Genomic DNA, 12,199 nt, shown 5'->3' on the forward strand with positions numbered 1-12,199 from the left:
ATTGCTGCTATGAACCTTCCCCACTTACTGCTAAGTGATGCGTGTTGCTTCTTATTTGTTCCAGCGAATCAACCGGAGCGTTACAGCAAAGCATTAGCCAGTGGAGCGCAAGGTGTCATTATTGATTTAGAAGATGCGGTTGGTCTAGACGACAAGCCCAAAGCACGTGATCTACTCAAACAACATTGGTCAGCGATTTCAGAGACGGATAAAGAGCGTATTGTGGTCCGCTGCAACGCTCCAGGCTCACCCTTTTATGCAGCCGATTTAGTATTGCTTAAAGAATTGCAAGTGCCATGCCTCATGATCCCAAAAACAGAAACGCGCGATCACATCAATGGTGCTGCGAGAGAACTACCGAACACTGCATTCATCCCAATGATCGAAACCCCACTTGGTTTGCACCATTTAAATGAGATTGCGAGCTCGTCACAGGTTTTACGACTTGCGCTAGGTAACTTTGATATGCAAGTGGAACTGGGTATTAGCTGCGATGAGAATGAAACCGAACTGGATACCGCCAGATTCATGATGACCCTGGCATCAAAATTGGTCAGTATTGCCCCGCCAATTGATGGGGTTACTCAGTCCACAAGCGATGTCGACCTCATTTTTGCACATGCACATAAAGCCAGACGTTTTGGTTTTGGTGCCAAGTTGTGCATACATCCAAAGCAAATACCCGTTGTGAAACAAGCTTTTACCCCTACTCCTCAAGAGGTCGACTGGGCCCAACGGGTGATTGCAGCAGATAAGGCCTCTGGGGGGCAAGCCGCCAAAGTGGATGGGAAGATGATCGATCGGCCGGTCGTCATGCTGGCGCGCCGAATCCTAAGCTTGGCTGGTAATCCCTAGGTTTTTCGCTAAAAATCCATGGCAAAATGGCGTTTGCTTTATCCCTTACGGAGACTTTTGAATGAAATTAAATAAACCTTTAAATGCATTACTTGCTGCGGTGATGAGTGCTGGTCTGTTATTGACCGGAACAGCGAACGCGCAAAAATACCCTGATAAGCCAATTAGCTTAGTGGTACCGTTTGCAGCTGGTGGTCCAACCGATACGATTGCCCGCTTACTCGCAACCAATATGAGTAAAACACTTGGTCAAACCGTTGTGGTTGAAAACGTCGCTGGTGCCGGTGGTACCGTTGCTTCTGCCAAGGTTGCCAAATCCAAACCCGATGGTTACACCATCTATATCCACCACATGGGTATGGCCACTGCTCAAGCGCTGTATGACAAGTTGCCCTACGATCCCCTCAAAGATTTTGAGTACATCGGTCAAGTTGCAGATGTACCAATGGTGCTTTTGGGCAGCAAAAACTTCCCACCGAATAACTTCAAAGAGCTTGAGGCATACATCCGCGCCAATAAAGACAAGGTAACGATGGCCAATGCCGGTCCAGGTGCCGTGTCCCAACTGTGCGGATTGATTTTCCAAAGCCGTTTAGGTGTGCGTGTGACAACCGTTCCTTATAAAGGTACTGGTCCAGCATTGACCGACTTAGTTGGCGGTCAAGTGAACATTTTGTGTGACCAAACTACCCAAACTATTCCGTTCATCAAAGACGGCAAGGTTAAGGTCTATGGCGTAACTACTCCCAAGCGTCTTTCTGCCCTCCCCAATGTTCCAACCTTGGATGAGCAAGGCATGAAAGGCTTTGACGTGAAGGTGTGGCATGGTATTTATGCTCCGCTTGGCACACCAAAACCTGTTCTCGAGAAACTCAATGCTGCCCTCAAGAAGGCATTGACCGATCCTGATCTGAAGGCTCGCTTAGATTCCTCAAACATTGATATCGTTCCTGTTTCGAAGCAAAACGGTGAGGCGCTCAAAGCTCACTTAGATGCTGAGATCAATCGTTGGGGTCCAATCATTCGTAAAGCCAACATTCCTGATTAATTCGTTGCGCTTTCAATGATTACGAGGCCGGTGCAAACCGGCCTTTTTATTTGGGTGTTAGCCAAACATCCGACCGCGCTTACGGCGCGACATCAGACTTGCATCCATGCCCCATTCATTGGCATCATCGGGCTGAGGTCTTCCCCAAATTACCCATCGGATACTAAGCCCAATTGCCCAGACTGCGAGAAATGGATCTAATAAGTAATCCCATAAATTAATCGACTCATGCCAATGAATCGACCAGGCAATCACGGTAATGGAGATCATGAACGCTTCCCAAGAGTGCTTGGCAAAGAAATAAATTGCAGCAACTAACAAAACGGTTCCCACGAAAATACTGGAATGATAGCCCCACGCATAGGGATCAAACATGGTGAATCCCAAAGCAAAGGGATAAAACAAAATAGCTACTACTGCAATTAGGATTGGAGTAATGCTTGCAATACGAAACGCATTCATTCCACTCCATGTACAAATAATTAGCATTAGACTCAAAATACTCAAATCACCGGTTACTCCCCGAATATAGGCAGCAAACGGCAAACTCCATGGTGCGCCAATGGCTCCGAACGGGGCAAGTAAAACGAGTGATGCAATACTCACCAAGAGAAGTCCTGGAATAAGCCCATAGCCGATATTCAGAGTGGCTCGAATCAGATGCAAAAAAATAATGCTAGTAATGAGACTAATCTCAATCAGCGGTAGTTGATGAATCAAGGTGGAAAGCGTCATTGCGACCTATCCGTTTCTGATTTGATATGTTGTAAATACGACTGTAGATAACCAGCGTCCCAAAGGATTGACTTGATTCGTTTGCGATTCCAGGTATAGACCAGTAAGACTTGCCCTTGTTGGTTCAGGCTCATATAGGGATAAGAGAACTCTTCTTTTGGATTCGTCGTTGAGGCGGTCTCATCCTCAAGCACCGCAATTGTCTTCCAGGGCGAGTAATTACTCTTTGCCGACTGACTACTATCTGCTTTGGCTGGATTAGGCCACGCTGCTGCAAGTACGAGGCGATGACGCCCGTGTTCTAAATCATTAAAGACCATCAAACGGGTTCGATCCGATAACTCCACTCCAGTGATGGCTGCATTGGGGTTGGCTAGCCCTAAATCGGGAGCTAACTCCCAACGCTCACCAGCACTTGCAGTATGGCTTACAGGAATTTGCTTGGGGCCCGTGCGACGGGCTTGACGAAAATACGCACTTGCATGCTTAGCATCATCGATAAAGACGATGGGTTGCAAGGTACCACGGCCCGAGGACATCCGTCGTTTATCCAGCATTTGACCAGTCGGATCAAGTCGTATGAGCTCACCATATTTACCAATCCACTCGTGATAAACCGGGATTCCCATCGTGCCGTCTGCAAACAAAAACCCAGAACCCTTCACTAGGGTGCTGAGATTGAGTAAAGGCGTGGTGATTAGGCGCTTTGGTCCAGACCAAGTGACTCCATCATCATCGGAGTGCATCACACTGATTGAGCTACCTGCCCAACCACCAATCGAGACTGCCACCACATAAAGCTGCAGTTGGCCGTTGATATTGCGCATCGGTACAGGGTTACCCAGCTTGGCAATGTAGCGTCCAAGACCTGCTTGCGCACCCTCTCGATCCAAAACCACACTCGCGGGTCCCCATTGCTTAATCACTGAATCCCAGGTTGCACTCAAAATGACTACATCGGCCGCACCTTCTCGTGAACCGGCAAACCAAAAAGCCCGCCAGTTTCCATCCTTTAGGGGAATAACGCTCGCAGCATGTACCGACGGTCTTGTTGTGTCAGGCAACCACTCCGTCAATCCTTGCAATGTCGGTGGATTAACGATGGGCTTCGTTTTAGAAGAAGTAGGAGTACTTGATGGGGTTAGTTCGGCAGTGGATTGCTCAACCGGAACCTGAAAATCCGCCCAGGCCGGATGATCATGTAACTGAAAATACGCCATTGCGATTGCCACGATTAGGAATACAAATGCCAGTACCCGCATCATCGGCATGCATCTTTCTCGGGGGCTGCATCCTTACCGATATTAAATGGGGCAAATACGATGTACTCTTTCACGAAGAGATTGTCGCTTACTTGGCCCAGTAGCATCGCCTTAATCTCGTCAGATGAATGCCGAGCACGCATCTCTAGGCGCTCACCGATCACCTCACAATCGGGGCATGGAGTAAATTTCGTATTGACGGGAGCCTGAACTGCGAATAAGGAGTATTGATTCGCTAACTGCGTAAGATTTTTTGCTTCACTCGCTGGGTAACCTTTGATATTCGCGCCCGGGATCAAAAACCGATACTCCTCATCCTTGGCCCGAAAGTCACAAGGGAACCACACCGTCTTACCTTGAAGTGCGGCAATGGTTTTCGCATCAAAGCGCCCTGCAGCTCCATCGAGCGGCATGATGCTGCTACTTAAAGATAGAACAGTGAGAAAACAAGCAAGCAGCGTTGCTGTTTTGGTAAAGCGAGCCTGAAATAGCCCAATCAAAACGATGGCAATTGCGCCGATGAGTAAAAACCAATGCCATATTGGATACGACCAAAGATTGATATTCCAAGAGAGCCATGCCAAGGCTATTAAAACAATACCCTGCAATACCAAGCCAAGCCAAAAGGTCCAGCGACTAAGTTGCTGCCAATGCATGGCCAATAAGATGGCAATCGCTGGCATGATGGGCAACAAATATCGGCCCGAACGCTGGCTAGGTAGGGAAAAGATGATAAAAAACACCGCAATCCAAATCCACAGTAATTTCTCTTCCGTGCTCATCGATTTGCGATCACGAATCGCCAGATAAAAGAGGTTAAATACTACGAATGCTAAAAATCCGGCATTTGCTACCCCAGTCACTAAAAGCATGCCCACACTATCTCCACCCCAGACAAAGTCTTTCAGATAGCTCGTATTCCTGGCAGCAAACTTACCCGCATTCTCACCAATCACGAATTCATTCCAGATCGCCATAGGATCGGGATCGAAGACAAACCACAGCGCGAATAAACCTAATGCAATCAGGCCGATCGAGATCACTTTGAAAAGATCGCGTTGAATGCATTCCACCACCCGACAATCGCGCCATTGCCAATACCAAAGAGTTAATACTAGGCAGGCAGGAACGATGTAGGCTACCGACTTGTACAGCAATGCAAAGCCAAAAGCGCTACCCGTGATCAGAGGAAATACCAATTTAGACTCGATGAGCCGTTTACCAACAATCAGTAACAGAAAAAATGGGAGAGAAAGCCAAAAAATCTCTGGGGGTTCGGCTAGATACGGACGTCCATAACGATAGGTATTATAGAAGGCAAGCCAAATAACCCCTGCCAATACGCCAGCCGAGAGATTTTTACTGATTGCGACTGCACTCAACACAATCAGAAGAGTAGTGAGCGCGGTGTACACCAAACTTGGCCAGCGTAGATTAAAGAGTGACCATGCGTTGCCATGATCGGTTGAGAGCATGCCCTGCCAAAACAACAATGGTGGTTTGGTATTTTTGATACCAACCATTTCTGACTGCAACGGTAACCATGCATCCGCGGCATTGGTCATACGGACAATATGGGTATATGGGTATTCATCGCCATTCTTCGGAGCAAAGCGACTATCGACGCCATAAAAATAGGTAACGCATGCCAAAACGAGCCCAAACAGAATCGAAGGAATGGAGATGGGCGCTTGCATAATCAATAGTTTATTAGCCTAGCGTTTAAGGCTCTTTATTTACTGGAAGTATTTCCATAAAACCTAGGGAAAACCTTAATCCTAAGCAATCGTTCGGGTTATATGATTATGACTATTAAGTATTGAAACCATGGGATATTTCCTTCGATATTGCCCATCAATCAATTAATATCACGGATGCTTTTGTTGTTTGAATTAAAACCAATGGAGATTATCAAAATGCACTTTCCATCTGTCCATCAGCTCAAGGTCATGGGGCTTAGTATCGGCACTGTAGGTCTACTATCCTTTAGTGGCCTTGCGGTTGCGCAAACTAGTCCTGCCAATATCAATCAAATGTCCTTGGCAGCTACTTGTGCGAATTGCCATGGCACGAATGGTGTTGGTGTTCCAAATGCGGGCATGCCTCAAATTAATCATTTATCGCCCGATGCCATGTTGACTCAACTCAAAGCGTTTAAGAGCGGTGCACGCACTGGAACCATCATGCATCAATTAGCTAAAGGCTATACCGATGAGCAACTCCAAACCATTGCCAATGTGCTTGGCAAAAAATAATTGAGGATAAAAAAAATGGATCGTCGTCACTTTTTAGGAGTTAGTTCCGCAGCATCGTTAGGTGTATTGGCTGGTTGTGCTAGCCCTCCCGTCAATATTAGTAAAGCTAATGTAGTCGTCGTCGGGGGTGGGTACGGTGGCGCTACCGCCGCGAAGTATGTGCGGATGTTTTCGAACAACACTGCTCAAGTTACTTTAATTGAACCGAATGCAGAATTTATCTCCTGCCCAATGTCGAACCTAGTTGTTGGTGGTCACACCACCATCGCCAATATCTCGACTCCCTATGACAACTTGACCAAGCGCCATGGCATTAAGGTTGTGAAGGATATGGTGGCTTCCATTGACGCGAAGCAAAAGACCATTCGCTTGGCCTCGGGTGGCTCAATGAAATACGACAAGCTCATCCTGTCGCCTGGTATTGGTCTGATGATGGATACCATCAAAGGCTTAGATAAGGCTAACCAAGAAGGTGTGACGGTCCAAGCATGGAAAGCTGGCCCTGAAACTGTTTTACTTCGCAAGCAACTCGAGTCCATGAAAGATGGCGGCGTCTACGCAATATCCATTCCAATGGCACCGTATCGCTGCCCTCCCGGACCTTATGAGCGTGCCTGCCAAGTCGCCAGTTACTTTAAGCAATTTAAGCCCAAGTCGAAGGTATTAATCCTTGATGCCAATGACGATGTGGTTTCGAAAGGTGGTCTCTTCAAAAAGGCTTGGGCCTCCATGTATGCCGGCATGATTGAATACCGTCCGAAACACAATGTAGTTGAGGTTGATAGCAAAACCAAGACGCTCAAATTTGATGTGCAAAATGACGTCAAAGCTGATGTATTGAATGTTTTGCCCCTCATGCGCGCTGGCGACATCGCAGTACGCACCGGTATTGCGAATTCGAATGCCCGGTGGGTGAATGTCAACTACATCAATTTTGAATCGACTGCCGCCAAAGACATCCACGTTCTTGGTGATTCGATTCAGATTGCTCCACTAATGCCCAAATCAGGCCATATGGCCAACTCGCATGCCAAAGTTGCGGCAGCAGCGATCGTTGCTGAACTTGGTGGTTTTGAAGTCAATCAAAATCCAGTTCTCACCAACACCTGCTACAGCTTTGTAAGTGCGGATGAGGTGGTTCACGTTGCCAGCGTCCATCAGTACGATGCCAAAGATAAGACCTTCAAGACCGTTCCAGGCTCAGGTGGCCTATCCGCTGAAGCCAGTAAGTTGGAAGGGGTTTACGCTTGGGGTTGGGCTCGTAACATTTGGGCAGACAGCCTGGGTTAATCAACTACTTGCCTTAGGAAAAGCCAAGCGCTCTGCTTGGCTTTTTTATTAGCCCCGACCAAATGGGCCGTTTAATTGAATCGTGGTCCAGTTAAGCAACATGGCCACCGATACCCAAGCGAGGTATGGCAGCATCAAGAAGCTTGAGATGGGTGAATACGAACGCGTAGCGAGTACGATCGCTAATACCGAGAGCCATAATCCAACCGCCTCAATCAGCGCCCAGTCGGGTCTTTGCATCCGAAAATACAAAACGCTCCAAATGAAATTAAATAAACCATTCACAATGAAGAGAATGACCAACATCCGGATGGTTTCTTGATTGGGGGCTCGATGGTAAGCCATTACAAAAGCAACGCCCGCAAGAATAAAGATGACTGTCCACATTGGCCCAAACACCCAATCGGGTGGTTTCCAGGGGGGTTGTTGCAGACTCTTGTACCACTCACCAATATCGGTGGCCCATGCTCCAGCCAGTGCGAGCACTAAACCCCAAACAACAGCAAAAATAATTGGCTTATAGTGCGCAAACCACTCCGCACTCATACCTTGGCCATGCCCAAAAGGTGAGCCATATCTTTAAAGAAAATTTTAATATGAGCCATCGGATCTTTACGAACTAATTTCTTATGCATGTACGATTCAAAGGTTAAACGTTGTACATCTTTATCTTCGCACATTTTGACAAAACGCTCGCGACGCTTATCGTTTCCATACCAAAAGCGTTGCATGATCCCCAGAACCAGAAATACTGTACCGTGCTCTTTCATGAAGCGCTTGCGTGCTTGGGCTAAGGCCTTGACATTTCCGGTTACTAATAACTCATGCACCGACTCAGCCGCTAATCGACCCCCCACCATCGCGTAATAAATCCCCTCGCCCGAAGCGGGAGCAACGACCCCGGCAGCATCCCCCGCCAAAATGACATCCCGATTGTTATCCCATTTTTTAAGTGGCTTCATTGGTAATGGTGCGCCTTCGTGGCGTAGCAACTCGGTATTTTCTAAATTAGTTAGTTTCTTGAGTTGGCCTACGGCGCTACGCAATGAAAATCCTTTATCTGCACTACCCGTTCCAATACTCATGGTATTGCCATGCGGAAAGATCCAACCGTAGAAATCGGGCGATAGTGTACCTTGATAAAACACATCACAACGCGAGCCATCATAACCTTGTGGCGGTGCCTCGGGAACCCGAACAATCTCGTGATAAGCAAATACGTAATCGACATCTTTGGCCCCAGGGATTGCCTGGCGCCCTACACCCGATTTGGCGCCATCAGCACCAATAATGGTCTTCGCACGAACCGCCCCAGTCTTCTCCGGCTCTGATCGATTGGCGGAGTGAACTCGATAGTGAACAATGGCCGTACCATCAGTGTCGCGTGTGATCTTCTCAAAAATACCGGTGCGACGTGTGGCGCCATCATTGGCTGCACGAACACGAAGCCATTCATCAAACTGATCACGATCGACCATTCCCACAAAACCACCATCAATTGGGATGTCGACTTGATTATTTTTAGGTGAGATCATACGGGCTGAACGGGCTTTAGCGACCAATAGCTCGTCGGGGATCCCAAAGTCTTTAATCAGACGGGGTGGAATTGCACCGCCACAGGGTTTAATGCGGCCCGCGCGATCGAGCAATAAAACGGTATGTCCCATTTTGGCAAGATCACCAGCTGCGGTTGCCCCTGCGGGCCCGCCGCCAACGACCACTGCATCAAAGGTTTCTAGGGTACTCATGATGATCCTCCATGGGAAATAAACGGGCGAGGGATTGATGACTCAACCGGTTGGGTTTTGGTAATACGTTCATTGGGTCGGATATAAAACGACAGAATGGCAGCAGCCATAAATAAAATGGCCTCAACAAAGAAGACGCTTGCATAAGCGGTTACTGGGTCACCTAATATATAACGCGCGAGATCGCTCGCCCCCGTTCCTAAAATACCACCCAGTCCAAAAGCAATTGCTTGGGCTGCTCCCCAAACGCCCATACGGACACCTTCGCGACGCTCCTTGCCCATACCAGCAAATTGCATCATCGAACCAATCGCTGCGATCGAAAACGCGCCGTTCGATACTCCTAATATAAATACGGTACTAAAGAATGGCCAACCAGGACCCACCAATCCAGACATCACCAAACTCAGCATGGCGAGTGATGAGGCAATACAGCCTCCAACCGTCCATATCCGCAGTGACGATAAATTTGGATTCTTACTTCTGCTCGTGATAAACCCACACAGCAGCATGCCGCAAAGTACTCCAGCATGTTGAAGGCCAGATAGGCTCGTTGTCTCTCCAGGGGTTAAACCAAACGCAGTACCTGCAAAAGGTTCCAAGATTAGATCTTGTGAGCTATACGCCAACATCGAGATAAAGACGAACACGGTAAAACGCTGTACACGTGACTCTTGCCATACTTCGGCTAAGGCTTCTTTAAATCGCAATTTGGGCTCATTGGCGTTCTGTGCGGTTTGTGCAAGGGATTTAGGTTCAAGTCCATGCAGTGCAATAAAGCTAATCGCAAGTGCGATGCACGACACACCCAGTGAGACCATGATGAGGCGCTCAAAGGAAAATGGGTCGAGTAGTTTTCCGCTAATACCCGCTGTCATCGCAAAGCCAAAGATCATCATGAGCCAGACGCAACTTGCAGCGGCGGCCTTACGCTTTTCATCTACGCGTTTTGCTAGGAGCACTAGTAAAGCCGTACCACTTGCGCTCACTCCTAAACCAATCATCATGAAAGCAATAAAAGCGAGGCCGATACCCGAGCTTACATCGCGACTCATCAAAGCCACCGCACCCGCTGCCAACACGCCACCACTGGCCAGAACTAACATTCCACCCTGAATCCAGGGCGTTGAACGGCCACTGCGATCCGATCCAAAGCCCATCCGGGGTCGAATAAATTGCACTAAATAATGCATCGCTACCAATAAACCGGGTAGTAATGCAGGAAGTGCAAGCTCAATCACCATCACGCGATTCAAAACCGATGTGGTCAGTACCACGACTGCACCTAAGGAGGCTTGTACAAGTCCTAAACGAGCAATCCCAAACCAATTGAGGGTAGTGAAATGTTGAGTCATGCTGATCGACCCACAGCAAAGGCACTAATCATCATGCCACTTACAAATAATGGGACACCAAAACCACTTAGGAATAATGCGCGCTTTACCGGGTCCTCTAGGAAGTACTTCATCATCAATAATTGCGCAATGATTAAGACCAGAATCGCTAATGCATGAAATGAGCTGCCATGCCAGTACAAGAATCCAACAACAAGGTATTGCGGAACAATCATCATCAAGCAGGCATTCCAAGCCGCTCCGTTAATACCCAATTGCACGGGTAATGAACGCACGCCCATTTGGCGATCGCCCTCAATTGCTTTAAAGTCGTTCAAGGTCATAATGCCGTGCGCACCAATGCTATAGAGTAAAGCCAAGATGATGGATGCCACCGACGGAAATGCATCCCCTAGCATCACAGCGGAACCAGTAAACCAAGCAAGACCTTCATACGATAATCCGCAAGCTGCATTCCCCCACCAGCCATTTTGTTTGAGGCGTAACGGTGGTGCGCTATATGCCCAGGCTAGGAATAGACCAATCAAGGTTGCAACAAATGCCCAGGGGCTAATCCACCAACCCACGAGCAGCGATAAACCGGTCCAAAGAATGGCAATGTATAGGCCCCAGCGTCCCGGCATGCGCCCTGACGGAATCGGACGATTGGGCTCATTAATCGCATCGACATGCCGATCAAACCAGTCATTAATTGCCTGACTGGTTGCGCACACCATCGGCCCAGCTAACAGCACGCCCGCCAATAAAACTTGCCAACGCTCGGTGATCGCAATACCGGTTGCAATGACACCACAAGCAAATGCCCACATGGGAGGAAACCATGTGATGGGCTTGAGCAACTCCAGGATTACCAATGGAGTTGGCCAGGACCGTTGAGAAGATTGGTTTAAGACCGAAGTCCCCATTTCCATAATCCGTCCGTTGAAAATGGTAAGACCATCATGATGTGCTCGAGAATCGCAAGCGATAGTAAAGTCGCCAAAATGGTCGACGACGCAATTTGATACGCATTGGCATTCGCAGCAAATGCGTGCTGCCAAAGAGGCAATGCCGCCAAACACGCCAAAAGAATCGAAATCGGTAACAAGGGGTTCATCGCTCGCTTGGTGAAGTAACTATGCATGTATTGAAGATGCACGGGCAAGAACTTCTCATTGAGATTCAAGACTCCCAAGAACACATTGAGTTTGGCGCTTTGCCGCATCGCCCAGAGGATGAGAAAGGTCCATAACCCAACTAAATTACTACCACCCCAGGTTGCAATTGCTACAGCAATTCCGAGAACGATCAGGGCTAATTCGTGATGAAAAATCGTTTGAAAGGCATAAAACGCTTTACGCACACCCCTGCAATCCGGGGGGCATGGAGTGCGACGCGAACCTGTTACATACCCCAATAGAAATCCAATTTCTTGCCAAGCCCAGACTAATAAAGCACAAGTAAATCCGCAATATGCTCCAGCGACCGTATTTAAATTAGCGCTGGTTTTTAACCCAACCAAGGCAAACAGTAAAACCATACCGCTCATCCAAAAAGTTGCCTGATGGGTCGAGCGTGGGCGTTGGTTGAGTAGCAAAATAATGCCAGTCCCAAACCACCATAAAAAGATGGTGTACAGCATGGGAAAGAGAAAGCTACTTACGCTCATCGT

The 12,199-nt window shown here is 48.0% G+C and carries 12 protein-coding genes; 4 read left to right on the forward strand and 8 right to left on the reverse strand.

What is annotated here, in order from left to right; genetic code table 11:
• Positions 1 to 9 precede the first annotated feature (9 nt).
• Together ICV32_RS06925 and ICV32_RS06930 are read left to right on the forward strand one after the other, a co-directional pair.
• Positions 10 to 855: a CoA ester lyase gene (locus tag ICV32_RS06925; protein ID WP_215369511.1), complete on the forward strand. Its 846-nt coding sequence runs from the start codon at positions 10 to 12 to the stop codon at positions 853 to 855.
• A gap of 61 nt (positions 856 to 916) precedes the next feature.
• Complete coding sequence (locus ICV32_RS06930; RefSeq protein WP_215369513.1) at positions 917 to 1,903, forward strand: tripartite tricarboxylate transporter substrate binding protein; 987 nt, start codon at positions 917 to 919, stop codon at positions 1,901 to 1,903.
• Positions 1,904 to 1,960: 57 nt separating this feature from the next.
• On the opposite strand, the gene ICV32_RS06935 is transcribed toward ICV32_RS06930, so the two are convergent.
• From ICV32_RS06935 to ICV32_RS06945, 3 genes are read right to left on the reverse strand one after another with little or no spacing between them, the layout of a single operon-like run.
• Positions 1,961 to 2,638 (reverse strand): hypothetical protein, encoded by a 678-nt coding sequence (locus tag ICV32_RS06935; protein ID WP_215369515.1) that lies wholly within the window; start codon positions 2,636 to 2,638, stop codon positions 1,961 to 1,963.
• Positions 2,635 to 3,909 (reverse strand): sialidase family protein, encoded by a 1,275-nt coding sequence (locus tag ICV32_RS06940; RefSeq protein WP_215369517.1) that lies wholly within the window; start codon positions 3,907 to 3,909, stop codon positions 2,635 to 2,637. The genes ICV32_RS06935 and ICV32_RS06940 overlap by 4 nt, the downstream gene beginning before the upstream one ends.
• A complete protein-coding gene (locus tag ICV32_RS06945; protein WP_215369518.1) occupies positions 3,900 to 5,597 on the reverse strand; it encodes a glycosyltransferase family 39 protein in 1,698 nt (565 codons plus the stop codon). Before ICV32_RS06945 ends, ICV32_RS06940 begins: the two co-directional genes overlap by 10 nt.
• A gap of 219 nt (positions 5,598 to 5,816) precedes the next feature.
• Between ICV32_RS06945 and ICV32_RS06950 the strand changes: the two genes are divergently transcribed.
• Both ICV32_RS06950 and ICV32_RS06955 read left to right on the forward strand, forming a co-directional pair.
• Positions 5,817 to 6,155, forward strand: a complete 339-nt coding sequence (locus ICV32_RS06950) for a c-type cytochrome (protein ID WP_251371827.1) — start codon at positions 5,817 to 5,819, stop codon at positions 6,153 to 6,155.
• Between the two features lie 15 nt (positions 6,156 to 6,170).
• Complete coding sequence (locus ICV32_RS06955; RefSeq protein ID WP_215369519.1) at positions 6,171 to 7,445, forward strand: NAD(P)/FAD-dependent oxidoreductase; 1,275 nt, start codon at positions 6,171 to 6,173, stop codon at positions 7,443 to 7,445.
• 48 nt (positions 7,446 to 7,493) lie between these two features.
• On the opposite strand, the gene ICV32_RS06960 is transcribed toward ICV32_RS06955, so the two are convergent.
• The 5 genes from ICV32_RS06960 to puhE are packed head-to-tail and all read right to left on the reverse strand — an operon-like array spanning position 7,494 to position 12,196.
• Entirely contained in the window at positions 7,494 to 7,991 is a 498-nt protein-coding gene (locus ICV32_RS06960) for a TspO/MBR family protein (RefSeq protein ID WP_215369520.1), read from the reverse strand.
• Positions 7,988 to 9,193 (reverse strand): geranylgeranyl diphosphate reductase, encoded by a 1,206-nt coding sequence (locus ICV32_RS06965; RefSeq protein ID WP_215369521.1) that lies wholly within the window; start codon positions 9,191 to 9,193, stop codon positions 7,988 to 7,990. The genes ICV32_RS06960 and ICV32_RS06965 overlap by 4 nt, the downstream gene beginning before the upstream one ends.
• Positions 9,190 to 10,548 (reverse strand): BCD family MFS transporter, encoded by a 1,359-nt coding sequence (locus ICV32_RS06970; RefSeq protein ID WP_215369522.1) that lies wholly within the window; start codon positions 10,546 to 10,548, stop codon positions 9,190 to 9,192. Before ICV32_RS06970 ends, ICV32_RS06965 begins: the two co-directional genes overlap by 4 nt.
• Positions 10,545 to 11,459: a chlorophyll synthase ChlG gene (chlG, locus tag ICV32_RS06975; RefSeq protein ID WP_251371828.1), complete on the reverse strand. Its 915-nt coding sequence runs from the start codon at positions 11,457 to 11,459 to the stop codon at positions 10,545 to 10,547. Before chlG ends, ICV32_RS06970 begins: the two co-directional genes overlap by 4 nt.
• On the reverse strand, positions 11,435 to 12,196 hold the full coding sequence (gene puhE, locus ICV32_RS06980; RefSeq protein ID WP_215369523.1) for a putative photosynthetic complex assembly protein PuhE: 762 nt from the start codon (positions 12,194 to 12,196) through the stop codon (positions 11,435 to 11,437). Before puhE ends, chlG begins: the two co-directional genes overlap by 25 nt.
• Positions 12,197 to 12,199: the final 3 nt, after the last annotated feature.

Source organism: Polynucleobacter sp. MWH-UH24A, assembly GCF_018687475.1.
Taxonomy (GTDB): domain Bacteria; phylum Pseudomonadota; class Gammaproteobacteria; order Burkholderiales; family Burkholderiaceae; genus Polynucleobacter.

What these genes read in the sequence shown, in the direction of transcription:
- ICV32_RS06935 (WP_215369515.1), bottom strand. Translation starts at nt 2,638, where the DNA reads ATGACGCTTTCCACCTTGATTCATCAACTACCGCTGATTGAGATTAGT.
- ICV32_RS06950 (WP_251371827.1), top strand. Translation starts at nt 5,817, where the DNA reads ATGCACTTTCCATCTGTCCATCAGCTCAAGGTCATGGGGCTTAGTATC.
- ICV32_RS06960 (WP_215369520.1), bottom strand. Translation starts at nt 7,991, where the DNA reads ATGAGTGCGGAGTGGTTTGCGCACTATAAGCCAATTATTTTTGCTGTT.
- puhE (WP_215369523.1), bottom strand. Translation starts at nt 12,196, where the DNA reads ATGAGCGTAAGTAGCTTTCTCTTTCCCATGCTGTACACCATCTTTTTA.
- ICV32_RS06940 (WP_215369517.1), bottom strand. Translation starts at nt 3,909, where the DNA reads ATGCCGATGATGCGGGTACTGGCATTTGTATTCCTAATCGTGGCAATC.
- ICV32_RS06945 (WP_215369518.1), bottom strand. Translation starts at nt 5,597, where the DNA reads ATGCAAGCGCCCATCTCCATTCCTTCGATTCTGTTTGGGCTCGTTTTG.
- ICV32_RS06970 (WP_215369522.1), bottom strand. Translation starts at nt 10,548, where the DNA reads ATGACTCAACATTTCACTACCCTCAATTGGTTTGGGATTGCTCGTTTA.
- ICV32_RS06930 (WP_215369513.1), top strand. Translation starts at nt 917, where the DNA reads ATGAAATTAAATAAACCTTTAAATGCATTACTTGCTGCGGTGATGAGT.
- ICV32_RS06955 (WP_215369519.1), top strand. Translation starts at nt 6,171, where the DNA reads ATGGATCGTCGTCACTTTTTAGGAGTTAGTTCCGCAGCATCGTTAGGT.
- ICV32_RS06965 (WP_215369521.1), bottom strand. Translation starts at nt 9,193, where the DNA reads ATGAGTACCCTAGAAACCTTTGATGCAGTGGTCGTTGGCGGCGGGCCC.
- chlG (WP_251371828.1), bottom strand. Translation starts at nt 11,459, where the DNA reads ATGGAAATGGGGACTTCGGTCTTAAACCAATCTTCTCAACGGTCCTGG.
- ICV32_RS06925 (WP_215369511.1), top strand. Translation starts at nt 10, where the DNA reads ATGAACCTTCCCCACTTACTGCTAAGTGATGCGTGTTGCTTCTTATTT.